At 50.8% G+C, this 26,511-nt stretch carries 20 protein-coding genes and 2 pseudogenes; 19 read left to right on the top strand and 3 right to left on the bottom strand.

Translation table 11 applies throughout. The features are described 5' to 3' along the window. Positions 1 to 381: 381 nt before the first annotated feature. Positions 382 to 6,585, top strand: coding sequence for a hypothetical protein (locus BMZ79_RS29505; RefSeq protein WP_143089155.1), 6,204 nt, complete (start codon positions 382 to 384; stop codon positions 6,583 to 6,585). A 144-nt stretch (positions 6,586 to 6,729) separates the two neighbouring features. On the opposite strand, the gene BMZ79_RS29500 is transcribed toward BMZ79_RS29505, so the two are convergent. Both BMZ79_RS29500 and BMZ79_RS29495 read right to left on the bottom strand, forming a co-directional pair. Continuing rightward, on the bottom strand, positions 6,730 to 7,392 hold the full coding sequence (locus BMZ79_RS29500) for a prepilin peptidase (protein ID WP_090647705.1): 663 nt from the start codon (positions 7,390 to 7,392) through the stop codon (positions 6,730 to 6,732). Positions 7,393 to 7,819: 427 nt separating this feature from the next. After that, a complete protein-coding gene (locus BMZ79_RS29495) occupies positions 7,820 to 8,017 on the bottom strand; it encodes a hypothetical protein (RefSeq protein WP_090647702.1) in 198 nt (65 codons plus the stop codon). Positions 8,018 to 9,018: 1,001 nt separating this feature from the next. Between BMZ79_RS29495 and BMZ79_RS29490 the strand changes: the two genes are divergently transcribed. Beyond that, positions 9,019 to 9,219, top strand: coding sequence for a hypothetical protein (locus BMZ79_RS29490; RefSeq protein WP_256253221.1), 201 nt, complete (start codon positions 9,019 to 9,021; stop codon positions 9,217 to 9,219). After that, positions 9,209 to 9,646, top strand: a complete 438-nt coding sequence (locus tag BMZ79_RS29485; protein ID WP_256253220.1) for a YhjD family protein — start codon at positions 9,209 to 9,211, stop codon at positions 9,644 to 9,646. Before BMZ79_RS29490 ends, BMZ79_RS29485 begins: the two co-directional genes overlap by 11 nt. 891 nt (positions 9,647 to 10,537) lie before the next feature. Here BMZ79_RS29485 and BMZ79_RS29480 read toward each other — a convergent pair. After that, entirely contained in the window at positions 10,538 to 11,215 is a 678-nt protein-coding gene (locus BMZ79_RS29480) for an SOS response-associated peptidase (RefSeq protein ID WP_090647697.1), read from the bottom strand. Positions 11,216 to 11,837: 622 nt separating this feature from the next. On the opposite strand from BMZ79_RS29480, the gene BMZ79_RS29475 reads away from it, so the two are divergent. The 16 genes and pseudogenes from BMZ79_RS29475 (at position 11,838) to BMZ79_RS29395 (ending at position 26,347) form a co-directional block, all read left to right on the top strand. Then, complete coding sequence (locus BMZ79_RS29475) at positions 11,838 to 12,038, top strand: cold-shock protein (RefSeq protein WP_090647694.1); 201 nt, start codon at positions 11,838 to 11,840, stop codon at positions 12,036 to 12,038. Positions 12,039 to 12,247: 209 nt separating this feature from the next. After that, a complete protein-coding gene (locus BMZ79_RS29470) occupies positions 12,248 to 12,490 on the top strand; it encodes a ThuA domain-containing protein (RefSeq protein ID WP_218154829.1) in 243 nt (80 codons plus the stop codon). A 111-nt stretch (positions 12,491 to 12,601) separates the two neighbouring features. After that, a pseudogene (locus BMZ79_RS29465) lies at positions 12,602 to 13,303 on the top strand (alpha/beta fold hydrolase); the annotation flags it as partial. Positions 13,304 to 13,591: 288 nt separating this feature from the next. Next, positions 13,592 to 13,885 (top strand): annotated as a pseudogene (locus BMZ79_RS29455) (ABC transporter permease); the annotation flags it as partial. 427 nt (positions 13,886 to 14,312) lie between these two features. Next, complete coding sequence (locus tag BMZ79_RS29450; protein WP_090647686.1) at positions 14,313 to 15,284, top strand: hypothetical protein; 972 nt, start codon at positions 14,313 to 14,315, stop codon at positions 15,282 to 15,284. 27 nt (positions 15,285 to 15,311) lie between these two features. Continuing rightward, positions 15,312 to 16,034, top strand: a complete 723-nt coding sequence (locus tag BMZ79_RS29445; RefSeq protein WP_090647683.1) for an ABC transporter ATP-binding protein — start codon at positions 15,312 to 15,314, stop codon at positions 16,032 to 16,034. Further along, complete coding sequence (locus tag BMZ79_RS29440) at positions 16,031 to 16,756, top strand: ABC transporter permease (protein WP_090647681.1); 726 nt, start codon at positions 16,031 to 16,033, stop codon at positions 16,754 to 16,756. The genes BMZ79_RS29445 and BMZ79_RS29440 overlap by 4 nt, the downstream gene beginning before the upstream one ends. 48 nt (positions 16,757 to 16,804) lie before the next feature. Further along, positions 16,805 to 18,226 (top strand): sensor histidine kinase, encoded by a 1,422-nt coding sequence (locus BMZ79_RS29435; RefSeq protein ID WP_218154828.1) that lies wholly within the window; start codon positions 16,805 to 16,807, stop codon positions 18,224 to 18,226. 17 nt (positions 18,227 to 18,243) lie between these two features. Further along, on the top strand, positions 18,244 to 18,957 hold the full coding sequence (locus tag BMZ79_RS29430) for a response regulator transcription factor (protein WP_090647846.1): 714 nt from the start codon (positions 18,244 to 18,246) through the stop codon (positions 18,955 to 18,957). A gap of 323 nt (positions 18,958 to 19,280) precedes the next feature. Then, on the top strand, positions 19,281 to 19,619 hold the full coding sequence (locus BMZ79_RS29425) for a glycosyl hydrolase-related protein (RefSeq protein ID WP_143089154.1): 339 nt from the start codon (positions 19,281 to 19,283) through the stop codon (positions 19,617 to 19,619). 215 nt (positions 19,620 to 19,834) lie between these two features. After that, positions 19,835 to 20,119, top strand: a complete 285-nt coding sequence (locus BMZ79_RS35400) for an ATP-binding cassette domain-containing protein (protein ID WP_090647673.1) — start codon at positions 19,835 to 19,837, stop codon at positions 20,117 to 20,119. Next, on the top strand, positions 20,104 to 20,967 hold the full coding sequence (locus tag BMZ79_RS29415; RefSeq protein ID WP_090647671.1) for a hypothetical protein: 864 nt from the start codon (positions 20,104 to 20,106) through the stop codon (positions 20,965 to 20,967). Before BMZ79_RS35400 ends, BMZ79_RS29415 begins: the two co-directional genes overlap by 16 nt. A 91-nt stretch (positions 20,968 to 21,058) precedes the next feature. Continuing rightward, positions 21,059 to 22,015, top strand: a complete 957-nt coding sequence (locus BMZ79_RS29410) for a hypothetical protein (RefSeq protein WP_218154827.1) — start codon at positions 21,059 to 21,061, stop codon at positions 22,013 to 22,015. Positions 22,016 to 22,112: 97 nt separating this feature from the next. Further along, on the top strand, positions 22,113 to 22,403 hold the full coding sequence (locus BMZ79_RS29405; RefSeq protein ID WP_090647666.1) for a hypothetical protein: 291 nt from the start codon (positions 22,113 to 22,115) through the stop codon (positions 22,401 to 22,403). 126 nt (positions 22,404 to 22,529) lie between these two features. Beyond that, positions 22,530 to 23,585, top strand: coding sequence for a LacI family DNA-binding transcriptional regulator (locus tag BMZ79_RS29400; RefSeq protein ID WP_090647664.1), 1,056 nt, complete (start codon positions 22,530 to 22,532; stop codon positions 23,583 to 23,585). Between the two features lie 152 nt (positions 23,586 to 23,737). Further along, positions 23,738 to 26,347 (top strand): glycoside hydrolase family 2 protein, encoded by a 2,610-nt coding sequence (locus BMZ79_RS29395; protein ID WP_090647661.1) that lies wholly within the window; start codon positions 23,738 to 23,740, stop codon positions 26,345 to 26,347. The last annotated feature ends 164 nt before the right edge of the window (positions 26,348 to 26,511 follow it).

The raw sequence follows: 26,511 nt of genomic DNA, 5'->3' as shown, positions 1-26,511 counted from the left end.
GATGTTCAGGTTTACCGATTTGATCCATCTAACGATCGCCAAAACGATTTCTTTACTCGTTCCAGAACAGAAAATTGGGATGACTATAGGAACTGGGTTGGTGCAAACCCTTCAGATCCAGTACGATCTACACCTTCTGGAATCGATTCGTCTACTATATCATTTAATATCTCATTAACTGGTACATTGTCGGCTAGGGAACCATACCTCATACGAATTGAAGAGCCGGATGTATGTAGCTCTTGTTCCGAAAATGTTGTCGGCCAACGTTATTTTTATCCTATATTTATAGAGTTCACTTTGAATGGCCAGTATGAAGTACATCACAAGGACTCAGACGGACAGTCGTTGGATTCCTTGTCTCCAGCCAAAATTGGAGACATGAAAGCCGGTTCATCGTATCCTCCTACACCGGATGTCATTGCAAGGTACACATACGCAAATAAATACAAGAAGACGACCGACGGTAGTGATCCTGCTGAAGGCTCTTTTTTATCGGGAACACCGTCTATTGTGTACGACGGTCTCTTTGATACGTACAAAGTGAATTACTATTATGACAAGGTTTCTAACGATGGCAAGGTGATCATAAAGCACTTCGACACCAAGAATAACAGCCTCGACGGTATCGCAGGGCTCAGCGATCGGGAACAGGTGCTGAAGGAAGGGGACTCCTATTCATTCACACATGACGCTCCAACCGCTGGCGCTGGCTATGTATATGCTGGTTACAAAAAATCCACGTCCGGCAGCATCCCAAGTGGCTCTAATAATTCCGGCGAGTACACGCTTGGGACGTATACGAAAGCAGCTTTCCCGAATCCTGTATATCTATATTATTACTACGATGTCGATTCAACGGTAACGGCCGGAGAAATCAACATTCGGCATATGGTCCGGATCGGACCGAACGGTACGTATACCCTCGCAAAGCAACAGACCATCCCGGTCGCGTCTCTGCCGTTCGGCGCAGCCTACAGCTCAGACAGTACATACGGCGCAGTCCAGGGCAGTAACTTATCTTATGTTGCTTACTCCAACACGGTAACGGTTAAAACCAGTCAATCGGTGACGGTCAATTCAACAACGCCAAAAGCGTACGTCTCATTCTTTTATGAAAAGCCATTTGATTTTACCGGGGATTTCGATGTCATTCCAAGCACGATTCCCTATAAAGATTCATTTAGGCTGCATCCAAGGGACTTTCAATTGAAGGGCTGCACCTACATTTCGCACCGATTCAAGATTGAACGAAATGGAACGTGGGTTGGAGATCCGGTCACAGGCCAAACAACGGATTCGATATACACGTTTGGTAATTATCCATGGGTAATCGGGGTCGGCGTGCATAACGTCTACATGCAGATTGTGACGAGCTGCGGCACGTCAGATTGGATCGGTCCCAAGCCACTTACAGTGACGGGGCCGACCGTCAATAACCCGCCAACATTTGAGATCGGCTTCGTCGATCCCGGCCAACCTACGAAACCGTTGCATCAAGTGGTGGAGGGAACGACGCTCAATTTGATTTTTATCAACGATCCGACCGTACCGACGCCGAACGATCCGGACGGAGATTCGATTTACTTTATGGGATTCGATTTCGCGGCCGGCTCGCCCTTTGTCCAGTCGATTCCATCCAAGAGCATTGAATATGTTGACGGGCAGCATAATGTAAAGATGGACACGTTAGGGTACCAGTACGTGTGCTCGCAGATGCGCGACGAGTGGGGCGCGACCGCAGAGGCTTGTACGTATATTGAAGTCGTCCCCAAAAATCCGGTTCCCGTCATCGACTGCCCTCCATCCGTCATCGCGAACCATTCGATTCCTGATGGTGCAATTAACAGCAATCGCAGTTACAGTCCAATTACGTATTTAAAAATCGACCACAGCCGCGACGAATGGACGAACAAGCAGACCAGCTATCCAAATCCGGGCACGACGGATACGACCGTACAGGTCTCGTTGTCTGTCTACGATGAGAATGGCTTGAAATCGTTGGCGCCGGCGACATGTACGATTATCGTGAAGCCGGATCTCCCGCCGGTCGCCAAACTCGTCGTTCCGCCGTTATCGGTCCGCGGCACGCAATTGGACTTGTTGAATAAATCGACGAGTCCGGATGCTGATGCGATTGTGAAAGCGGAATACAAGTACAAATATGACGCGAACAACAACGGCTTTGGGGATGATACATGGCAGACGGCAAACGGCACGCTTGTTAAGCTTCAGTTTACTCCGTTGAAGGTCGGCAAGTACCTGTTCTACTTGAAGGTAACGGAGGAGTACGGTCAGTGGGATGATACGAATTCTGATCCACCTTCAACGCTGACGCTCGATGTTGTGAATAACGCACCGGAAGTCTCCTTTGAGATGGGAGGGAACAATCCAAATCCAAACCTTGATCCGTATACACGCATTCAACCGGAAGAGATGGTAAAATGGCCGGTTTATGTGCCGGGTACCAACAATTCGGTTTACAACACCAACAACTTGTGGCGGACAACGACAGGGAATATGATCAGCGGGGAAGGACGGAACTTCGGCCAACAAACGGATGAAGCGTATCAATATTCGATGACCCGGTTCAGCCGAACGCTGTCTTCCTATCAGGCTTATCCGTTAACGAACAACGGATATGGCTCAAACGAGCTAAACCCTTGGAGATCCACACTGCAGTCCACCATCGTCACCAATCTCTTAAATAAAAAGGGCGACGGACTTCTGACTTGGTATTATAATCCGCCTAAGATCCGGTCTACAAAAAAGCTGTTGATCTATGATTATCACTATACAACAAGCAACTATAACTCCAATAATGGGTCATGGACCTACTATTATGACGATGAGTTTTTCGCGCTTGATCCGCATAAGCTATCACCGATAAAAGATGTGTTCGGTGATTGGGGATCAGTCTCTCAAGCGTACACGAACGGTGATCCAAACGCTTATGTGCTGACCAATTCAAGCCTAGGCGGCAGCCGAACCGTAGATGTATTGTTTGATGGCACATTGAAGAAAAACGTCAACATCTATTTGAAGGATGCACCGCAATATGAACTAGCCGATCAGTATTTGTACATTAAACGGAATTGGGAATTCGGAAAGGATTCAATTTCGGACATTGGTGTGTTTGATGTCCGAACGGGGAAGGAGCTGTCCAGCACCTTTATTAATACAACGATCGAGCAATATTATTATAATAAAACGGCCATCAGCGGCATGGATTTTTGTGGTGTACAAGGCAGCAGTGTCATTCTCTGTACCGGGACAGCCAATGAAGGTGAAAAGCATTTCAAATTAAACCGGGACATGTCCATGGTTGAGCTGCCGTCTTGGACGAAACCGGCGCCGATTAATCCGGCAATTAAGACAATGGACATGCCTACTTATATGGCCGTAGCAAGCATGACCGACGCTGCCGGTAACATCTACCGACTAGAGACGTATGCCAATTTGGCCTACAACTCTGGCTACTATGATCTGAATGTTGCGAAATATAACCCGGATTACTCGCTCGCTTGGCGGCAATACATCGGTGAATCTATTCGGAACGACCCGGCGGTTAACGGTCAGAGCATCGGCGTGACGCCAGCAAACTCGTTCCTCACCGCGTATTCCTATCCGGAGACGCGAGGCGGTTTCTTCTTTAATCCAGCGAAGAATGAATTGTACGCAAAGGTTTATTACGATCATACAAGGCCCGGTGATGTCCTCCCCCTGTTATACGAACGCGTTTTCGTACTCAGCAGCTCTTCCGGTGCGATCAAACGTAAAGCAGATTCGTTAACTGGCGACGACATGACGATGTACCACTATGGCGGAAGCGATTTTGGGCCGTACACGCAGTTCTCGACAGACTTTGCGGGAAATCTGAAGCAGAAGAGTCGGCTTAGTCAAACTGCGGACGGATACAGCACCAGTTTGGGAGAAGGCGTCACGTGTGAAGGCATGTCTACCATGTATTCGATCTATGGTAAAAATACCGTGTACGATGCTTCAGGGAAGGCAGCTGGTACGGTGTCCACTGGCTGTAATTACTCGACACAGCCAATCTACGGTGCCTATTACATGGACGGTGTGTACGTCACACTATCCCAAGCTAATCAGTCGTCAAGCTCCGATCAGGGGACATATTCGAATACGCTGCGCATGACCGTTTCGGTCGGTCAGCCGACAACGAATCCACTCCTCTTTAAGCCATTTACGAGTGGTCAGTTTTACTCGCCATTCTCGCTATCCGATGATGAAGTGAAATTCAATTTCAAAATTGATGACGTGGATTACGATAAGGAGTGGATCGGATTCTCCTTTCGCATGAAGGATCGGCAGAGTGGCTATGCGCTCGAGACGGATGGGAACAAGATCGAGCTGGTGAAGTACATCGGCGGCGCGCGAACCGTACTTAAATCGCAAGCATATCCGCTGCTCAGTCAGAAGACGTACGCGGTGAAACTGCAAATGAACGGCAGTCATTTTGCCGTGTTTCTCGACAACGCGCCCCTGTTTGAAACGGATGACGAAACCTATACCGTAGGTCGTTTCGGTTACTTCTCGAACAAGTCGTTCGTCACGTTCAACGGGCTTGCGTATAAGCCGCTCGTGCAGAACGACGTTTGGTCCGATCAGTATGCGATTTGGGACGAAGGATCGGCTAAAGCGGAAATTCAGTACAACAACATCGTATTCAGTGATCCGGAGAACGATAAACCGGCTGGCGGTGTATACGATTGGTCCGTGAAGCACACCGTACGTTTCATTCACAACCAGGGCGTCTCGGCACTGAACGGTAAGACGTTCCATAATGCACAGCTCACATTCGATAAGGTCGGGGATTACGTCGTCTCTCTAAAGGCAAAGGACGATCCGAATCCGGACTACCTCTCGCCGGATGACACGTTCGCCGACTACCGGAAAGCATCGAACGAATTCACCAACAAAATCACGGTGCACCGCCGGCCGATCGCCAAGTTCACGCTAGACAGCGATGCACAGCACAAAGTACTGTGGACCGATTACAGCTACGATCCAGACAGGTATCTCAGCAGCACAGACTATTCAACCGAGGATACCGGAATCGATTACAAGGCGACCAAAGGGATTTTGAAGAAACGGTTTTATTACGTCTCACCAAGCGGCGTGTATAAAGAAGCGAAGCTCACCGCGCCGCAGGAACGCGGCACGTACGAGGTCGGCATGGCGGTCGCTGACGAGTATGGTGCCTGGTCGGATTGGTACGTCGTCCTGTTGCCGGTGACAGACTTGGCGCCGCCGAACGCGCCGCCGGTTCCGGGCTTTACGTCCGATCATATCAATACGTTCCGCGGCGTGCCCATAACTTTCGATTCTACGGCTTATGATGCTGAAGACGGCGAACGTACGAAGCTGCCGCATGAATACTATCTTTCAAATGCAACGACTGGCGGAGCAGAGACATTCGCAAACGATTCGCGAACAACTTGGACGAAGAGCTTTAGCAGCATGGGGAGCTTCAAGGTCCGTCAGGTAGTGACAGACTCCGATGGTGCATCTGCGGAATTTAGTCTGCAGGTGAATATCGTGAATAAGAAACCAGGGGCAGCAATCACCGTGCCAGAAAGTGTCGATCAGGCTAACCCGACAAAGTTAACCGTGCTTAGACCGGATTTTCAATGGAACTATTGGGATCCAGACACCGACGCCCAGTCTCAATTCCAAGTTAAAATCTATAAGTATGGTGGCGTGTTACAGTATGATTCCGGCGTTAAGACATCGCATGCGAATGATTGGGTGCCAGGTGCCGATCTTCCAGAGCACGTAAACATGTACGTCATTATCCGTGTTTTCGATGGATATGACTGGAGTGATTACAGCGATCCGCATTACTTTTTGATTGAGACGAACCGACCGCCGACTGCTAGCTTCGATTGGTCACCGAAGCCGGTCTATGAAGGCGACACGGTTAAGATCTCGCAGGCAATTGACGATCCGGATAAGGATACCCTTAGTGCTCAATACGAAGTAACGGATCCGGAAGGCCAAAAGACAACATACCCTTTTACATTAGATAGTCCGTACGCGATAACCGGGCCGTCGTTTGTGGGGCCGAAGGTCGGAGCCTACACAGTGAAACTTACGGTATCTGATGGGAAAGCACCGCCCGTTATCGTGACGAAAACTATTCAGGTGTTGCCATTGTCCATTCAGGGGCAAGTGAACCATACGCCCCAATGGGATGAACGCAGGATTGCATTTAATATGGATAAATCCGGTACGCAAGATAGCCCGCGTGGGTACAGCGTTTTTTGGGCCGGGGAGAAATTTATTCTAACAGCTCAAACAACGGATACCGGAACCGCGACTAAAGCGACTCGCGTTGAGGTGTTCATGAATGGGGTAAAGGTCTATCTTGCAGCGGACAATGTGCAGCAGATTTCCTGGAGCGGAAGCATGTGGCAGAGTAACTTTGATGAACTTACGGACGGTCCCTATGTTTTTTCCTTTGTTGTGACCTATTTAAATGGCGTGAAGAAAACAAGCAATGTGACGATTACCATTAAGGACAGTATTTGGGGCGAGACTGCAACACACCGCTTGCACTAGAAAACAGCCCAGGGGATATGAATTTATCCTCTGGGCTGTTTGTTGTCATTAACCCCTGGCAATGGGATGATGGTAAACTTCAATGCTGCTTTTAGTTAAAAAGGTAGCCGATCATCCTGACTGGCTACCCGTGTGATGTAACTTCTATAGCATCGAGTGTAAGCTCCAATTAAGAAATGAGGATCCCCATAAATAACTAACGAGTGATGCGACAGCAATGAAAGGACCGAACGGAACAATTAATTCTTGGCCGTGTTTCTTCGTCACGAGAAGATACAAGCCGGCAATAAACCCTGCAAAACTGAAAAGTAACACAGAGAGGATGCTTAACTTTAGTCCGAGCACGATGCCGGTCATAGCCAGCATCTTAATATCACCGCCGCCAATCGAATCTCTTCTCGAGGTTAACTGCATGAAAAGGGCTATTAGGTAAAAGACTCCCGCTCCAACGAAGGCTGCCAAGACATAGTTTAATAAAGGAAGCGGGTGTATGCATAGTCGAAGTGTCATAGCGATTAGAATACCAGGCAGCGTCACTATGTCAGGTATGACTTTGTGACGTAAATCAATGAAGCAGATTACGACTAAGACAATAGCAAAAGGAATGGCGATAAACCACTCAGCAAAATTATGAATCGAACAAACACATAAGCAAAGGCAAACGGCCAATATGAATCGGATCATCAATGAATAGGGTGGAGGAGAGCTCGGCTTTTCTGCAAATCGAACTGATATGTGATTAATATAGCCTCCAATCCAAAAACCAAATGCAGCTGCAGCAGGTAAGGAAATAAAGAGGTAATTCATTCTAGGGACTCCTCAGCATCCTTGAAGAGGAGGTAAGGTAAAAAATCTCCAACATCAAGTTCCTTATGTAGTTTCCGATGACAATCATAAACGCAATGGAATTATTACCCTTTCAATAAGGAGGATGTATGGATCAAATAAAACTATAATTGAAAATCAACATATGTGAAAAGAGTTATGTTGTTTACCAATACAACTCGCTTGAAGCTTCTGCAAGAGCATGATAGTATCCATATATAGCCAATAGGCAAAGACATTTCGGAAACACCGAAAAACAAGCAGATACCCTGCTTATTTTTCGGAGTTTTTTTGAGAAAATGGAGGATATGCGATGGAAATTTTACTGGACATGACTGGTAATAATTCAGATGTATGGGGAGCAGCGCATCATTAATTTATTTTACTGGAGAAAGTTAATCAAAGCCGCTTACCGGACGTAGAACCGGCAAGTGGCTTTTGTATAGTACATGCCGTTGATTTTGACGGCATCTTTATTGAGCTCCTGAATAGGGCCGCCGTAGTCAGCTATCTCGCCGTCATCGTACTTTACCATGACCGGCAGCTGCGCAAGCTTGGCGCGTTTAAGATCGGTCTCAAGGTAGAGCTCTTGGCCTACGCTGAACATGTAGATCGCCTCCTGTTCACACTACTCGCCACTTTTGAAGAGGTTTCCTTCCACCAGTAGCAGGGTGATTGATTCTCAATCATGAATGGATTTTAAGTGCGGACTTAATGTCCAGTTGTTTTTGCCTGTTCGAGTCATATAGTCTTTCTTCTACCGTCGGGCTATAAGCCCACAAGGAATTAGACAAACCAATTAGATACGCCAAGCCCTACGTACACGTTCCATTAAATGAGCCTTAGCTTGTGGCACTTCTTTGACTTTGATAATCACCATTCGACCACTTCCTTGAATGTTTATTCCTCGATATTCTTTGGTTTACTATTATATACTATTATATTCTTTTATTGTCTTCTAAGAAAGTAATCGGAGGCCACTCTTCTTTAAGGCTAATTCCTATCCCATAGATTCTAAGAGGTGTTCGAGATTCAACCGTTTCTTTAATGAGACAGCGAAACGAAACAAAATCTTAAGCCAGGCCATTGTAAGTTAGTTTGTCATGACCGACGAAAGACATAAGATTGGTCGATAAAATAAAAAAGGCGATATGTAGGACATATCGCAAAGTGAATCGTGACATCTTTTATCATACATTTAAAACAAAATTTGTATACTCAAATTTGATCCGTCGAATCGATCTTGACAAATGCAGGATCCTTACTGCATTTTCCGGCAACTTTTTGAGCGATAAAGCTCAGCCTATCACGCCGTAAGTCATTACGGTGGGTCGGCTTTTCTGATTCCCAACAATACAACAGTCAAAATCTCAACTTTGGCTTATTACAGAAGCGATCGGTGCACAACCTTGTATATGGATTCGTTCCGGTGGGCGCGCTGTATCCATCTGCAGTAGTTACCCCTCTCGTACCTATGGAGCGGGTTAAACGTTCCTGGATTTTCGAGAAGGGCACAAGGATGACACTTTCCATAAAAATACCTCTTGCATGACAAACATGTGTTCTGGTTATAATAAGATCATACGTTCGCAACGGGAGGGGATTGCGTTGAAACTCGAAAATTATAAAGGACACACATTACGGATTGTCTACGTTGATCGGCGCGGCCAGATTACACAGCGAGATATTGAAGTAAAAGCAGTGTCTGACGGTCAGATCCGGGCGTATTGCTTGACGTCAAAAGGGCCACGCGTGTTCTTTATTAAAAATATTTTGGCGTTTAAATTGGTGCATCGCTATGCAGGATAAATTTGCAAGAATGATCACGACTGAAGAGCGCAGTCTCGTCAGAGACAACATCATATTGATCAAGATGCTCGAGATGATTGATTTTAACCGGAAGCAAATAGAAAACTCGAGGAATCTACTGCGTCCGATATTCCTTAAAGCAGCTGATCGGTTGCTTGATTTAGTACTTGCCGATCTAAAGAATATTCGGATGCAGCTGCGGAAAGCAAATATCAAATGGTGGGAAGGCGAACAAAAGGAATTGGTACTTAGCTATCACATCGTTTGTCGGGGTTTCGAGGATACCTTTGGGATGACCAGGGACGTCGCAAAGACGCAGCTCTCGATTAAGTTTGGGGAGTATTTCGCACAGGTATCGGAGCCATTCAAGTCCCGTTCCTTCGCAGATGTAGGAAACGTTGCTTCGAATACTGTCGGACTACCGTGACGGCAAATCATAAGGGCAGATTTGAGTAATTAATCCGTTCTCATCGCGTTCAAGGATATACGCAACGGTGAAGGCGCCCGCCATTAGATGGCTTGGTGTGGTGTTTAGGTGCTAGTTCAGCGGAGGCACTCCTTTTCAGTCCCGATTCAAATTGTAAGCAAATTATTATATAACCTGCCACCTTATTATGGGGTCGCTTTTCAGGTTACTACCAATGGAAATGGCTTTATATCAGAAGTCGAAGTCGCGGAAGGCGACGGACCGGTGAACGGGATCTGGATGATCTCCGAGCATTACTTACTGTCGCGATCGGAATCGTATCTGCAGGATATGTACCCGGATATCGTACGCAAAGCGGAACTGCGGCGAGGGATACGGCATACGGATGTTCCGATCAATGAATTCGTTGATATTACTCGCTAAAAAAGGTTCCTCAGATTCAGCAGGTTCTTCTATACGATAAGTTCTTCAAACACAGGGGAGGTAGCACGTCGTTACTTTCCACGAAGTATTGTGGACGATGTAATAATTTTAAAGGAAGCCAACCAAATAGTTTGCGTTCCTAACGGCTGTGTCGACATCCATACACCGATATAATCACCCAGCAGCCCACGTTGCCAATCAGTGGCACAGGCACCGGAGAGTTGCCGTTCGGGTTGAACTACTGGCTCGAGATGTGCGTGTACGTGAAAGTCGTGCCGCGATGGAGCATGCGACGTAGACGTCGAGGCTCGAACCCATTCACCTGGTTGCTGTAGTAAACGATGTTCATGACGCCCGTGAGCGAATCGACGCCGATGTCGTGTTCGCCGGCACTCCCGTGTCATGCAGATAAAAGTTCGGCAGCTACGCAAAAGAAAAGGTGCCAGCTTCCGCTGACACCCTTTTATTTCATTTAGAATTCAATGCAACCTCTTCGAGTAAGTCTGCCCCGTTATTCTTGACATTCCCTACATCTTTCGAAACCGGGTAGCGTATCATTTTATCCGCAGGATAAGGAACAAGGAAATTCTGCAGAAGCTCTTTGTTGGTTTGAGGATCAAGCCAAGCTTCCACTGTATCCCGTTCAAGAATAACCGGCATGCGGTCATGAACGTCTTCAACAAATGCGTTTGGAGTCGTCGTAATAATGGTGCAGCTCCGTAGTTTTTCTCCGTTCGGTTGAGTCCATTCATCCCAGAGCCCTGCGAACCCAAACGTCGACTTGTCTTTCAGCTGAAACCTAAACGGCTGTTTCTCTTTCCCATCTTTTCTCCATTCGTAAAATCCATCTGCCGGGATAATGACACGTTGACTTTTCAATAATCGTCCGAAAGCTGGTTTTTCAGCAACGGTTTCTGCTCGGGCGTTAATCATTTTAAATCCTACTTTTTTATCCTTCGCCCAAAAGGGTACCAATCCCCAATGAAATCCTTCAAGAACACGCTTTCCTTCTTCCTGAAGAATTACCGGAACAGTTTGAGTAGGTGCAACGTTATAATTAGGCTTTAGCGGATAATTAGATTGCTCAACCAAGAAGATCTGCATAAGCTCTTCAAGCGTTACATTAATCGTATACCGTCCACACATGACGATGCCCCCTCTTGAAGGTAGATATACTAATTATAAACCTCTTATTAAAAAGCTCCCTCAAGTATTTTTTAACAGAGCATTAGAAATAAGTATACGCTCCCATTAAATTAGGAAGACAGCTCTGTTAGAGATGATACGATGAACAGATTTGATCCAATGCTCCTAATTTCCAAATAGCATTACTCAAGGCACTGGTGAGTGCCGAGGAACTTGTAGAAGAAACCAAGTGGCTTCACTCAAACGATTTGCAAGATCCTTGAAAAGCTTTGAGCTTGAAAAGTCCAAAGAGGTTATGAAGGAGAAACAAAAAATATAGGTTGATGATAGACCGATTAGGGGATACCTGTACCACCGCTTCTTGCTTTTTAGGAAGACGTCGTGAACACGATGCAACGAAGGCAGGTTACATTTACATCTAGGGATTGTTCAACGAACAGTCGAGCACAAAATCAGTAAATGTAAGTAGACCACAAATTTTAGAATTTTAGGTGCTAGAACTTTTTAGAACACCATCATTTTTTAGACAAATTCCAACAATATTTTCGTTTTCTATAGGATATACTAATGAATAGCCCACTTTGTTGGGGCATAATGTTTAAACTTTGGAGGTTGTAAATTAATGGAAACAGGTACTGTCAAATGGTTTAATGCGGAAAAAGGTTTTGGCTTCATTCAAAGGGAAACTGGCGACGATGTATTCGTTCATTTTTCTGCTATTCAAGGCGAAGGATATAAATCTTTGGACGAAGGGCAACGTGTTGATTTCAATGTTGTCCAGGGTCAACGAGGACCTCAAGCTGAAAATGTTGTAAAACTGTAATAAATAGATCAAGCCTGGACTTGACGAAATGTCAGGAACAGACTTTTTTATTGAACTAACGAGACACGATAGCTGAATATGGAAATACCACGGCAGTCGATTTTACAATCGACTGTCGTTTTTATTAAGTCGGTTGCTGGGAGATAGGAATTTGCGCATGCGAAAATAAGCACGATGCCATCTTGAATTACCGCAATTGGGAACTGTGGATGGATGTGGCCAGAGTCGGCAACCGTAGTTTCAAATATTACTGGGAACAGACGGTGCGCTACGACCTTACCGCAGTTGATCATCCGATCACACGCGGCCTGCGAAATTTCGCCATGATCGATGAGACGTACACGATGGCCGAGCCCAATCAGGACAATGAAATTCTCATTATGGCCGACCATCCGAACAGCATGAAGGCGATTGCCTGGACGAGGCAGTATAAGAACAGTCTAGTGTTCTGATACCAGTCTGGTCACGACGATTTTGCGTACAAGGATCGGAATTCCAAGAAATTTTGTGAAGGGGCATGCTCTGGTGTGCCAATCGGCTAGGTTAGGGGCGCGTTCACGGTCTACGTTCCTGACCGCCGAGGTCGCGGTCTAAGCGGACCCTTCGGTGAAGATTACGGTATTCGGAAGGAAGTCGAAGATTTAGAAGCACTCCTTGCTCGAACAGGTGCCTCGTATGTATTCGGGATCAGCTCGGGGGGGCTTATCGCGCTCGAAGCAGCGCTCGCCTTGCCCGCAATTCGCAAGATCGCTCTCTACGAACCCGCGCTGCTGACGAACTCGGCACGGACGGCATGGTTAACTCGGTATGACCAAGAGATCGCGCAAGGCAAGACAGCCGCCGCTCTCGTGACTTGCTTGAAAGGGCTGCAGCTTGGCGGAATGGTGCTTAATGCCATCCCTCGCCGTCTACTCGAATCCATGACGAACAAGATGATGGATAGCGAGGACAAAAAGGCGAAGAAAGGCGATGTAACCATGAGAATGCTGGCTCCGACGCTTCATTATGACGGGCGATTGCTCGTTGAGATGACGGGGAAGCTGGATCGATTTATGTCTTTAAGAATCGAATCGCTGTTACTCGGCGGCAATAGAGGCTTGTCGTACTTGAAGCCTGTGCTCGTTGCTTTGGAGAAAGGGCTTCCAAATGCCAAACGAGTAGAGTTTCCCGGACTTGATCATGGCGGAGCATGCGATGTCAGCAATGCCAACAGAGGCGGCAAGCCGGATCTGGTGGCGCAGGAGTTACGGCAATTCTTCAACTAAAGCGCAAGGTATCTTCTCAAACTCAACGATCTAAATAAAGGGTCATTAAACTCCCTCGATACGATGCGGTTTTCTCACGAATGCTCGCTTATTCGCAGGATCTCTCCAATGGATGAATCGTGATTCGGATAGAAGAGGGGATGTACCGTCAGATTTGGCAACCGAAGCGCATGCGGGAACAGAAGGATAGCCGTTCACTTGTGAAAATAATGACCTTCTTCAAGATCAGGAATCAATGCGGGGTGCATGGGCAACCAGCCCAATCGCTCCTTGGTCAATGCGCTTGACGTCGCGGCGATTGCCGGACTAGCCGCTAATTCGATGGAAGGCGCTACCGCATTCTCCTATCCGCTAATCTTCCTGCCGTTTATCAGCTCGGCGTTCGTTCCGACCGAATCGATGCCGGCGGTCGTACGGTCCTTCGCAGAGAATCAGCCAGTGGCCTCGATCGTAGAGACCATTCGCGCATTATTATCGAATCAACAGGTCGGCAATGAGATCTGGATCGCTCTTGCATGGTGCTCAGGGATACTAGTAGTCGCTTATTTCTTCGCGGTGCGCGTATTCAAGAAGAGAAATTAAACGTAAAGAACAAATGTCGCAGTAGAATCAATAATCTACTGCGGTATTTCTTTTATAATAACCAGGATTTAATCCCGCTGAGGCTAACAATATACTTGTTATAACCCTTACTCCCATCCGCCGCCCCCGACATTCGGTGCGTTCATGCCAACCTGTCACTAAGGCGCACCGAGTGCATCTTTTCCTCGGCGGACAGTCTGTACTTACTTTGATACGATATGTTGTTTATTGCTTAATAAGCATGCTGGCGAGAGACAGCAGATGCGAGGGGCTTTGCTTGAGAAGAGCAATCCCCTCTTTTTGTTTTTGCAAGCATGCCCACAATTTAGAAATATTTTCGAATTGGTTTCGAGGGAGTTTAGACTCCTCCTTTAGACTAAGGTTGTAAGCAAGAGAGACCATGCAATCTTAAAGGAGCGAGGATGAAATGAAGAAGAGAAACCAATGGTTGATGATCGGCGGCGCGGCGGCTGCTGTGACGTTATTTTCGGCGACGGCGTTCGCGTACACCCCGAATACGGAGGGGTATAACTCTTTCAAAGAGGTGCTGAAGGAGAACCAATTGTCGGGCAAAGCTTTCGAGAGCGCGACGATGAACGGGAACTTCACCGTGACGGTAGATGGCAAGTCAGTGCTGGCCGCGGACGGTAATGCAAAGGTGGCGGACGCGGAAGACGGACACATCGTGAGCAGCGACTTCGACTTCACCATCATGGGCGTCGCGCGCAGCGGCAGTCTGTACAGCAACGGCGTTGAAAGCATTTATATGGTCGACCGCACGCATGATTTGAACTATCAGGTGATTAACATTGACAAGGAGAACGCCGGCAAGCACCGCGTGCGGTCCCATGAGGGCGACTTCCATGACCGCTCGATGAGCAAAGAGGAAGAAGTGCTCCTCGATTTCATGGTGGGCGACCTAAAGAATAACTTCAGTGTGGCTAACCATGCGGACGGCTCGAAGACGATTACGGCGGACATTGAAGAGAAGGACATTCCCCTTCCGATTCGCCTGCTGATGGACGCGGCAGAGTCTAAGGACAGGGTAGAACGCAAGCATACGGAGGAAGTGCCGGCAGAATGGGAACGGATCAAGCAGCTTCCTTTCTTCCAAGGTCTTGAGGACATCAACCTTGAAGAGCAAATACCAGAGCTGACGGAAGACTTCGCGATTGAGCACGTGATGCTCCAGTTCACGGTGAATGCGAATAACGAGCTTAAGAGCGTGCATGGTGAGCTTGAAGTAAGCGGCAAGGACGAAGCGGGTACCGCCCACACGGTGGAAATCGAAGGCGCAGGAGACATCAGCGGCATTAACGCAACGACGCCGGACATGTACGACCCTGCCGGCAAGAATATTGAAATCATCGACGCAGCAACGTTCGACGATCGCGGCTAACATCACGATAACGGGAGGACCTGTCTTATGTTCGAAGTGAACGATTTGTCTAAGGTCTACCCCGGCGGCCGCGGTATCCAAGGGCTCAATCTCACCGTACTTCCCGGTGAGGTTGTCGCCTTATTAGGACCGAACGGTGCCGGAAAGACGACAGCGCTGCAAGCGATGGCCGGGTGGATCGAGAGCGACCGCGGGAATGCACGTTTGGATGGCGCCTCCGTCGCCGACCTGCCCGAGCAGACGAGGCCGTACATGGGCTTGATGATTGGCGAGCCGACGCCGTACCCTTATCTCACGGGTTATGAGTATTTGAGACTCTATCACAAGCTGTACCCAGGCATCGATGAAGCACGTATTCGGCAAACGATAGAGCTTGTGGGAATGTCGAAGCACCACGGGCTCAAGATCAAAAAGTACTCCACCGGCATGAAACAGCGGATTGAGCTCGCTAGCGCGCTGCTCCACCGGCCGAAGCTGCTGCTGCTCGACGAACCGTTCTCGGGCATGGACATTGAGGGTCGGCGGGAGATGGCCGCGATATTGCGCGGTCTCGTAGCCGAGACGGGTATGAGCATTATCGTCTCGTCGCATCAAGTGCGCGATATCGTGGATTGGATCACGCATGTATGCATCATCTTCGAAGGGCGGCATGTCGGTACCGCGAGCGTCGTACAGATTCGGGAATCGTTCCCTAGTGTAGAAGAATACTATTTGCACGGTATTGGGCAGGAAAGGAGCGGAGTAGCATGATCGCGCAATTGAACTATCTCACGGGGGAAGAGCTGCGTAAGCTGCTCCGTGGAGGGAAGCTGAAGGTGCTGCTGCTGCTCGCCTTCCTGATCGGCGTCTTCATCGTCTTTATCGGCGACCGTATCGGGCTGGACGACAACCTTCCGTCAACCACGCTGGAACTGTTGCTTGGGATCGTATTCCCCCTATTCATGGCGTCGTTAGGGAGCGACCTTATGGTCGGCGAATTTAAGGACCGTACGATCAAGCATGCGCTAAAGCTGCCGGTCAGCCGAGAGTCCCTCTTCATGGGGAAAATGCTCGCAGGATGGGCAGCCGGTGCTATGATCGTGCTAAGTGTGTTCGTGCCGACGTTGATCGGAAGCCTGGTACTCCAGGGTGTGCCTGCACTCTCCGAGCTGGGTTCGAATTTGGCTGAACTCGGCGCTGCGATTCTTTTCTGCGGATTACTAATGGTGCTGGTTAACTGCGTGGCCTTATGGACAGGAAGCGGCGGAGTGGGGCTGGCGGTCAGCGTTGTGCTGTGGCTGGCGATGAGTGTCGTCGGTTTCCTCGAACCGCAACTGAGCCGTTTCCTCGTCACCGACTTCACGGACTGGGTGAGGCCGCTTCTGTACGCACGCGATGCCGGCGCGTCAATCTCGGCGTTGCTATTTATAATAGCCTACTATATGATTGGCACTATATTGGGCTTGTTAGCCTTCCAAAGAAAAGAGATCTAATAGATGTCCATTCGACTGAAGCTCATCTTAACGTATATTATTGGCATATTGCTGACCGCGGCGATCGTCACGGTGACGGGGATCGGGCTCGTCACGGGGGTCGTCTCGTATTTCGCAAAGGGCATCGTGAAGGATCAAAACCCGCGTGAGGCGTTTCAACGGGGCATCGATGTGATCGTGGACTTGCGCTATGCGGAGCGGTATAAGCCGGAGGAGTTGGTCTCCCCCGCATTTGCGAGCCTGTTAGGGAAACAACTGCAGCCGTTCGGGGGCTTCCTTGTCGTCCAGGAAGGCGAGCGATGGGAAAGCTACGGCGCGCTCAAGGAAGAGGATACGTTTCTTGCGCAGTTGCGGAAAGACGTTTCGAAGCCGGGAAAACATACGGATGGCGCGTTCACGGTGAGTTCGTGGGAAGGACGCGACTTGCTCGCGCTGCGGTACGATTTTCCGGCGATTGACGATCCCTTAACGTATTACCTCATTATCGACGTGACGGAGATGTCGGTGAAGGGCGGTCGGTTCCCATATTTTGTGGTCTTAGGCATTGCGATCTTACTTGGGATCGTTCTAGTCCCGCTGATCTGGATAACGACGAAGGATATCGTCAGGCCGCTGCGGCAGCTTGAACAAGGTTCCCGCTGTATCGCGGAGGGGGATTTGAACTTCAGTCTGCAATCGAAGGTCCGCAACGAAGTAGGCAGCGTAATTCGCTCGTACGAGAAAATGCGCAGTGAGCTCCAGCAATCCATCGGCGCGCAACTGGCACTGGAGGAGAACCGCAAAGAGCTGATCTCGAATATTTCGCATGATCTGAAGACGCCGCTCACCTCGATTAAGGGATATGTAGAGGGGATTCGGGAAGGTATCGCGAACGATCCGGAGAAGCTTAAGAAGTATATCGACGTTATTTATACGAAGACGCTCGACATGGACCGGATGATCGACGACCTGTTCCTGCTGTCGAAGCTGGACCTCGATCAAGAGAAGTTCCACTTCGATGCGGTGTCGCTGGAGGAGTTCTACCGGCAGACCATGAGCGAACTGTACATCGAATACGAGAGCGCGGGCATACGGCTGACGGGCGAATACGAGGCCGGATTGGACGCTGTCGCGACAATGGATGCCCAGAAGGTCAAGCGGGCCATCCTGAACATCGTCGGCAACTCGGTGAAGTTTATGGATAAGAAGGAACCGCATATCCATGTGTATTTCGGCCGGCAATCGGAGGCGTGGGTTATCGCGGTGAGGGATAACGGTCCCGGCATGGAGCAGAGCGAGCTAGAGCGGATTTTCGACCGTTTCTATCGGGCGGATGCCGATCGGAATCAGAATGTGGCGGGCTCCGGGATAGGTTTGGCCATCGTAAAGCAAATCGTCGCGTTTCATGGCGGGACGATTACCGCAAGAAGCGAGCTTGGGCAATCTATGAAGGTGTTGTTTACGATTCCGATGAATCAGTCTCGAGCGTGACGGGAGAGAGTAAGAAGATGACGAAGCGGAAAGTGTTAATCATCGAGGACGATCAAGCGATCGCAGAACTGGAGCGGGACTACCTCGAGGTACACGGCTATGAGGTGACTCTTCGGGCAGACGGCCGACAAGCGCTGGAAGAAGCGTTGGAGCAAGCGTACGATCTTATTATCCTGGACGTCATGCTGCCGGGCATGGATGGCTTCGACATTTTGCGGCGGATTCGTGTGACGAAATTCATTCCGGTGCTGATGGTGTCCGCCCGCAAGGAGGATATCGACAAGATCCGGGGACTCGGCTTAGGGGCGGATGATTACGTAACGAAGCCGTTCAGTCCGTCGGAACTCGTGGCGAGGGTGAGGGCACACCTCGAACGATATGACAGGTTGACCGGGGTCGCGGCAGGCGCCGCTTCATCTGTCCGGAAGATGCGCGAGCTGAACTTTCGCGGACTTGCGATTCAGGTCGATTCCAGACGGGTGACGCTGAACGGGCAAGAGATCACGATGACCGCCAAAGAATTCGACTTGTTGCTCTTCCTCGCGGAAAATCCGAATCGGGTCTATTCCAAGGAGGAACTGCTGGATAAGGTGTGGGGTATCGATAACTTCGGGGATTCCGCCACGGTCACGGTCCACGTCGGGAAGATACGAGACAAGATTCAGAAGGACCCGGCGAAGCAGCAGTTTATCGAGACGGTATGGGGTGCGGGGTATCGATTTAAAGTGTGAACGCGTACCCCAACTTTCAAAATACGTTAATAACAATAAGGCACCTAATCGGGTGCTTTTTGATTTCGCTCCATAGATGTTACCGTGAACCGTATCATAAATAACGGCAAGTTTTTCCCGGAAGGTGCTTAAGCGGATCAGGCTTTCTAGGCGTGACTCCGCAGATAACAGGTTATTGCGGCCATCTAAGTTCAAGCTCTTCCGGCTGCTTGCGCCCAAAAAGCTGAAAGACAAAAGGCACTCTGCCGTTTTGACGGGAGGAGCAAAAATACTTATCCTATCTACCGATACCGATATCGTCATTTGGCACGGCCTGGGCGGGGATGGGCCGGGACGGTACGATCAAGAGAGCGCAGGAGCTAATCCAGCGTCCGGTATCGGTTATCGAGACGTATCATAATGGGGCACTTCCACAAATCAATTCCTTCCTGTCCGTGGACAAAGACAACGTCATTGTGGGCGCGATGAAAAACAGCGAGGATGGCGACGATCTGATCATCCGGCTGTACGAAACCTCGAAGGTCGCGACGGATGCCACAATTACGCTGCCGCAATGGGGACGCACGATCAAGACAACGTTCGGTCCGTGCGAAATCAAAACGTTCCGGGTCTCGAAGGACGCGAGCGTGCCCGTTTGCGAAGTGAACATGATTGAGTGGTAAAGGCAGGACAGCCTACTTCATACGAATTTCGGCCGGCTTTGCAGGATAACGGGCGAAGGGAGACGAATTCGATCCTTAACTAGGAAAGAACGAAGTCGAAGTCTGGAGCGCGTGCTTGTACTATAAATCGGGGAGATTCGATAAACCTGATTCTGTGGTGCAGACAATCACATTCGCGAAGCTTTACATAAGCCGGTTTTTGACCGAAGCTGCTTGTGCTCGACGAGCCACTCGAAGCGGTCGATCCCGTCTCGGCGTCAACGATTAAGACCATTCTTCGCCGGTTCGTGTACAGCGGAGGCTCAGTCCTCTTCTCCAGCCATGTGATGGCTACAGTCGAGCAGCTATGCGATACGCTGGCGGTCATCAGCAAAGGCTGCGTTCGGGCGGAAGGGCCGATGGAGCAGGTACGGGCAGGAAGGGAGCTGGAGAAACGATTCGTCGAGCTCGTCGAAGGCGAGACCGGAGGCAAGGAGGGGCTGTCTTGGCTGCTGTCCTGATCCGGATGAAGTTGGCGGTTATACGCCACGGGCTGCGCGGTACGCGGCTCGCGCAGATGGGCTGGGACATTCTGTTCGGCCTGACCGCCGCGGCGCTAACCATTGCTGTCAGTCTGGGCGAATATGCCTCGCGGCAGGTGGAGAGCGATATGCTCGCGCTTGCGTTCGGGGTATGGACTCTGGGCTGGATGCTCGGTCCGATCGTCTTTGTAGGGGAGGATAAAACGCTGCTGCCGGAGCACTTCCGATTTCTGCCAGTCACGCCACGCGAGCTTGCCTCTGGCCTTTTGGCCGCGGCGTTCGCGGGTATTCCGGCTGTCATCAGCCTGCTTGCGTTTCTCGCCCTGTTTCTGTACGCGCTCCCGCTCGGCGCGCTACCGGCTATCATCGCTGTACCGGCGCTCGTTCTGCAGCTTGTTTTCGTCGTGTTGCTGTCCAGGGCGGCCGCGGGCGCCTTTCGGGCGTTCGCTAAATCGGCCTTAACCGCGGCTCTCAGCTCGCTCGTTACGGGCGGGATCATGGCGTTCTTCGTGTCCGGCTGGGTGCTGCTGGAGCTTGATCTCGAACGGCTGTTCGCCGGCTTGCCGGAAGTCTTCTCCGCGGCGCTCTACATACTGCCGTCCGGCTGGGGACTTGCCGCCGTCAACGCGGCTCACGAAGGCCGGTGGGGATTCGCGGCCATGGCGCTTGCCGGCCTGTGTCTCCTGATCGCGCTGCTTCGCGCCTGCTGGGGGCTGCTGCTGGCAAGGCGGCTCACCGTGAAAACGGCGAAGAAGCCGGCCTTTCGCCGAGCGGCCGGCCGCTCCTACGCCGTATTCGCCAGCCCGGGCGGGGGCGGTCGCGCGTAAGGAGCTGCTGACGTGGACGCGGGACTTTACGAGGATCGGACACCTGTCCTTTTCCTTCTTCTACAGCGTCTTTCTTTGCCTCTATCCCGCTATGATCGGCGAATACCTTGCGCTGCCGTGGGCAGGTGTATTGTTCATTGTTACGGCGACAGGTGCCACGGCGAATCTACTCGGCTCGGATGGAAGCGCGCTGTGGATGACGCTGACAATGCCATCGGCCGAACGGCACGACATCCGGGGCAGGCAGCTCGCCTGGCTGCTGATGGTTGGACCCGTAGCATTTTTCGCGGCCGCTACGGCGATTGCGATCAGCGGCCACTATTGGACCATTCCTTTTGCACTCTCGCTGACGGCCGCCGCCCTGGGAGCGGGGGGAGGACTGGTCGTCCTCAACTCGGTTTACCGGCTCGAGCCGATGATTGATGCGCATAAACGCGGCAACAATCTGTTCGACCATCCGGTCGGCTGGTGGCAATTCATGTCGCTGTTCGTTCTGGCTCTTATCCTGCTTGCACCGACGTTCGGCGTGCTGCTGCTCGGGACTGCTCTCGAATCGGAAGAGCTGCTGTTGTTGGGAGTGCCGGCGGGCATCGCCACTGGCTGGCTGTATTATTGGGGATTCGGCCGGCTTGCCTATATACGGCTCGAAGCGAAAGGTCCCGAGCTGCTGAACTTTATGCTGCGGGGGAAGGAGGGCGCTGCTCAGCAGTCGGAGGCGGGCGATACGAAGCCGACGTTCGACGCAGTCACGAAATCGATGTCCCCGCGGATTCAGCTCATTTTCTATGGGTGCATGTTCGTCGGTATGCTCGCGACGTTCCCGCAAGGGCTCGTGCCGCTTATTATCAAGCTCGCCGGGGGAGGCGCTCCTTCCTGGTTCCTCGCTCTGTTCCTTAGCGAGGTTTATCAATGGTCGATGATCGCCTTCATGCTCGTTTGTGGTGTTTTGCTCCTGGGGAATATGAGCCGTCTTTACTTCAGCTACCGGAAACGGTTGCGGCCGGAGCGGCAAACGGAGGAAAAACGATCGAAGGAGAGAGGACTGTGAAACTGAATAATATTTATCTTACGGGGGACGGACTTCTGAAATCGATGCGAGCTTGCACTTTGTTTCGCTTCAAGGCATAGATGGTATCGCTTCCGTCATGTACGGCCCCGTCCTGCTGGCTCAAATCAGGTGCAATCGTGCTATGGCGGGCCTTTCATACCACAATCTCAACAAAAAAATCATTAAAACCCAAAGTGAACGCTTAGCGTTTTCTGTCATTGATGATACGGACGATGAAGAAACGTTAATTCCGTTGTTCCGAGTCGAGGAGGAAGAATATACGGTTTATTTGGACGGCGTAACAGGAAACGCAGCTGTTGACCGTCGTGTTTCGTTTCCCATTATCGGTAAATTTAGCGGCGGCTGTGTCACTGGCCTGCTTAATTAAAATAGCGGTACCCGTTATTGCTGTCGAGATCTTTCTCGGCAGCTCTTTTTTGTTGAAGAAAATTGAAAATTGTAAGAAACATCGTTATGATAAGGAACATGATGAGATTCTCGAAGGGTTGATTGAATGAAGAAGGTAACCTTGCAAACGATCGCGGAGCGGCTGGGTGTCTCCAAGGCACTCGTTTCTAAAGCGCTGTCGAATGACCCGGCAGTGAACGACGTCACCCGGGAGACAATCTGGCGAACGGCAGAGGAGCTCGGATATCGAGTGAAAGCAGCCAAGAAGGTCCAGGTAAGAGATGCGACGCGAAATCTCGCCGTCCTGCTGCCTGAAGCCTATCTCGGAGATTTTGAATATTGGGGAACGCTGATTCAAGGCATTCATCAAGGCACCTCCCAGATCGGCTATAATTTGATGCTTACGGGGATCGACATCGCCCTCACCCCGCAATCCGGCATACCGGGCGTCGTCAAAGATAAGAACGTGGACGCAGTCATTGTGCTTGGCCATATTCCCCGGGATTATATCGAGCTGCTGAGAGCACTCATGCTGCCGGTTGTCCTAGTGGACAGCAATGAGTGGAGTCCGGTCAGCGATCACGTGCTGGCAAATAATTTTTACGGGGCATGGGAAGCGACGACTGAGCTGCTTAAGGACGGACACCGTCATTTGGCCTTTGTGGGCGACGAGACATCTGCCTTGAGCTTCTCGGAACGCAAGCGGGGGTTTGACCAAGCGATTGCAGATTTCCAAGTCCTTACCGGCCGCGCAATCGACGGCAGGTCGATTAAAGGCATGGGGGTCAGCGGCTGGGGCAATTATATTTCCGATTCGTTTGCTGAAGACATTCACCGTCATATGACAGGTGAAGACCCGGTAACCGCCATGTTCTGCGCCAACGATATGGTGGCTATTGAGGTTTTAAGGCTTTGCACCGCATGGGGGATCGCTTGTCCCGGGCAGATCTCGATCTGCGGCTTCGACGATCTCGCACTGGCCCGGCACACGCACCCCGGGCTGACAACCGTCAGCGTACCGCGAAAGGAGCTCGGGCAAAAAGCGGTGGAACTTGTACACCGTCGCATTCTTGATCCCGGCACCCTTCTGGAGCTGGTCCAGCTGCCAACCCGTTACATCAAACGGGAGAGCACCGCGGCGTTATCCGGAAGCGTACAATAAACGTGTCTATAAGGCGTGCCCCTGCGCAGCAGGACGGTAGGCCTTATTCTTTTTTAAAAATAATTAAAATATATTGAATTTTATTTCATAAAATTTTATACTCTTCTCATTTGCGTCACACCCTATGCATGATAGACAGAGGAGCGTATTGAATGGAAATTTCATTGGCAAGAGAGCAGTGGGAGCTTAAAGGCTATTGGCCGTGGGTCCCACTAAAAGGGGTAAGCATGGAGATCGGAGACGAACTGCTCGGGGTGACGGAGTGGATGCCTGCCACTGTGCCGGGCGGCGTGCATGTGGACTTGTTCCGGGCGGGATTTATCGAGGATCCTTACCGGGATCTGAACAGCCTGCACTGCGAGTGGGTCGAAAACCGTTGGTGGATGTACCGGTGCCGGTTCCAGATGCCCGCTGTGGAAGGCGAGACCATCGAACTGGTGTGCAAGGGGCTTGATTACGAGGCGCTAGTTTATTTTAACGGTAACCTTCTCGGCGCACATAAAGGCATGTACCATCCCGCCGTATTCGATATCACGTCGCTGGTTCGGCAAGCTGGTCCGGCCGACATCCGGATCGTTCTCAAGCAAGCGCCGGATGAGATGGCGCAAATCGGCAAAACCTCAGAGACATTTACGCAAAAAAGCCGCTTTAATTACAAGTGGGATTTCTCGACGCGCCTGGTGAACCTCGGTCTGTGGGACGATGTTGTCATCCGTGTCAAACAAAGCCATTACCTTGACAACATCCATGTTGCTACGGATGTCGAAGACGGCATGGGCATCATTGACATAAGCAACGCGGTCCAAACGGCAGCGGGCGATTGTGCAGCGGGCAACAGGGGGCTCCGGCTCCATATCGCCGTGACCGACCCGGCAGGAAGCCCCGTTTTTGAATGGGAGGACGCCATTGTACCGGGCGGCAAGACGGTTCGGGCCAGGGTCGAAGCACCGCAGCTGTGGTACCCCAACGGATATGGCCCCCAGCCATTGTACCGGGTGCGGATGACGCTACGCGACGGCAGCCGGGTTCTGGACGACAAACAGCTCCGTACGGGCATCCGGAAGCTGCGCTATCTTCCAAACGACGACAGCCCCGAATCCGCATTGCCCTATACGTTTGTCGTGAACGACCGCCGTATTTACATCAAGGGAGCCAATGTGACGCCGCTGGACCATCTCTACGGCAATGTATCGCCGGAGCGGTACGAGTGGTTGATTCGATTGGCTGCGGAGGCTAATTTGAACATGCTTCGCGTGTGGGGTGGCGGCGTCATTGAGAAGACGGTATTCTATGAGCTCTGCGACCGTCTTGGCATTCTCGTATGGCAGGAGTTCATCCAGTCTAGCTCCGGGGTGGACAATATTCCTTCCAAGCGACCTGAGTTTCTGGAATTGCTTCGGGAGACCGCCAAGGCGGCGCTAAAGGACCGGCGGAATCATGTATCCTTAGCGGTATGGAGCGGGGGCAACGAACTCATGAGCGCCCCGAACCAGCCGTCCGATTACGGGGATTCCAATCTCGCGATGCTTCGCGAACTGGTGGAGGCGTACGACCCCCAGCGTATGTTTCTCCCTACCTCCGCATCGGGCCCGGTTCAGTATATTACCGAGGAAAAGGGAGTCAGCCACGATGTCCACGGCCATTGGAAATACCAAGGGAATCCCGGGCATTACAAGTTGTATGCCGAATCCGATAATCTGTTTCATAGCGAGTTCGGCGTTGACGGGCTGAGCACGGGGCGGAGTCTCCGGAAATTCTTAAGTCCCCGGCATTTGACGCCTGCGTCCATGACTAGCGACCTCGTGTGGCGCCATCACGGCGAGTGGTGGGATACGTATAAGCGGGACACGGCATTTTTTGGGGGATTGGACCACCTCGATCTTTTTGCGGCCTGCAGCCAGTGGATACAGGCGGAAGGCCTGCGCTTTATCCTGGAGGCGAACCGGCGGCGCAAGTTTAAAAACAGCGGCAGCATCATATGGCAGCTGAACGAACCGTGGCCGAACATTTCGTGTACCAACCTGATCGACTATTATCACGAACCTAAGATGGCATATTACTGGGTCAAACAAGCTTTTGCGACTAACCATGCATCGCTGGATTACCGGAAGCTGGACTTTTCACCGGGCGAAGCCTTCTCTGCGCCGGTTTACATTCACCATTCCGGAGATCCATCGGCTTACACGGTTCGGTGCGAGTTGTTAACGGTGACCGGTGAGTGGCTGCATGAGCAGACCTTCCAAGGAATGACGGAGCGGGACAAAGCCGTGTGCGCCGGCCAGCTCATCTTTACCGTGCCGCCGGTTGCCAACGAACTGTTTTTTGTACGGTTAACATGCATTATGGAGGGGAATGCTTCGGAGGAGGTGCCTAATCTTTATATCTTCTCGTCCGGGGCAAAAGATGCGATTTACGCTTCCGCAAGGGACATTAAGGGGCACCGCCTGACCGCCGAGCCGCTGCATCCGTGGCGCTCTGTTCCGGACGGGTGCGAAACGGGGACGATGCCGGAAATCGAACGATCCTACGTGGTAAGAAATGACGGCACGGAGACCGCCCTTCACGTCTATGCCCAGGAAACCAGCGACGCGTATTGGATGCGCGCCGACCGCCTCTACGAAACACTGTTTCCAGGCGAGGCTATCGTCATTAAGGTTCGGTGCGGGCGTCGTCCCACGGGTCTCTTTGAACAAAAGCCAAGCAATGAGTCAGCGGGACATGATCCGCAGATCCGATTTTGCTGCTTTGGGTCCGAGTGTTAGGTAATGGGAGCCCGCCGAATAAGGCGGGTTTTTTAAATTTAATTTCATATAATATAATTTAATTGAAATTTGTTTAACTCAGCGTTATACTCGTTGAGGGCGAAGTTCCGTGATTCAGGCCACCGGGCCAAGGAGGACAGACACGGGAAAGACGCAAATGAAAG

The sequence above is a fragment of the Paenibacillus sp. UNC496MF genome (assembly GCF_900113915.1).
In the GTDB taxonomy this organism is placed as follows: domain Bacteria; phylum Bacillota; class Bacilli; order Paenibacillales; family Paenibacillaceae; genus Paenibacillus_Z; species Paenibacillus_Z artemisiicola.
This window is presented reverse-complemented; position numbering and strand designations above follow the sequence as displayed.

Excerpts from the sequence above, each read along its gene's own strand:
- BMZ79_RS29505 (WP_143089155.1), top strand. The coding sequence starts at position 382 with ATGAAAGCCGGTTCATCGTATCCTCCTACACCGGATGTCATTGCAAGG.
- BMZ79_RS29500 (WP_090647705.1), bottom strand. The coding sequence starts at position 7,392 with ATGAATTACCTCTTTATTTCCTTACCTGCTGCAGCTGCATTTGGTTTT.
- BMZ79_RS29495 (WP_090647702.1), bottom strand. The coding sequence starts at position 8,017 with ATGTTCAGCGTAGGCCAAGAGCTCTACCTTGAGACCGATCTTAAACGC.
- BMZ79_RS29485 (WP_256253220.1), top strand. The coding sequence starts at position 9,209 with ATGCAGGATAAATTTGCAAGAATGATCACGACTGAAGAGCGCAGTCTC.
- BMZ79_RS29480 (WP_090647697.1), bottom strand. The coding sequence starts at position 11,215 with ATGTGTGGACGGTATACGATTAATGTAACGCTTGAAGAGCTTATGCAG.
- BMZ79_RS29475 (WP_090647694.1), top strand. The coding sequence starts at position 11,838 with ATGGAAACAGGTACTGTCAAATGGTTTAATGCGGAAAAAGGTTTTGGC.
- BMZ79_RS29470 (WP_218154829.1), top strand. The coding sequence starts at position 12,248 with ATGGATGTGGCCAGAGTCGGCAACCGTAGTTTCAAATATTACTGGGAA.
- BMZ79_RS29450 (WP_090647686.1), top strand. The coding sequence starts at position 14,313 with ATGAAGAAGAGAAACCAATGGTTGATGATCGGCGGCGCGGCGGCTGCT.
- BMZ79_RS29445 (WP_090647683.1), top strand. The coding sequence starts at position 15,312 with ATGTTCGAAGTGAACGATTTGTCTAAGGTCTACCCCGGCGGCCGCGGT.
- BMZ79_RS29440 (WP_090647681.1), top strand. The coding sequence starts at position 16,031 with ATGATCGCGCAATTGAACTATCTCACGGGGGAAGAGCTGCGTAAGCTG.
- BMZ79_RS29430 (WP_090647846.1), top strand. The coding sequence starts at position 18,244 with ATGACGAAGCGGAAAGTGTTAATCATCGAGGACGATCAAGCGATCGCA.
- BMZ79_RS29425 (WP_143089154.1), top strand. The coding sequence starts at position 19,281 with ATGGGCCGGGACGGTACGATCAAGAGAGCGCAGGAGCTAATCCAGCGT.
- BMZ79_RS29410 (WP_218154827.1), top strand. The coding sequence starts at position 21,059 with ATGATCGGCGAATACCTTGCGCTGCCGTGGGCAGGTGTATTGTTCATT.
- BMZ79_RS29405 (WP_090647666.1), top strand. The coding sequence starts at position 22,113 with ATGTACGGCCCCGTCCTGCTGGCTCAAATCAGGTGCAATCGTGCTATG.
- BMZ79_RS29400 (WP_090647664.1), top strand. The coding sequence starts at position 22,530 with ATGAAGAAGGTAACCTTGCAAACGATCGCGGAGCGGCTGGGTGTCTCC.
- BMZ79_RS29395 (WP_090647661.1), top strand. The coding sequence starts at position 23,738 with ATGGAAATTTCATTGGCAAGAGAGCAGTGGGAGCTTAAAGGCTATTGG.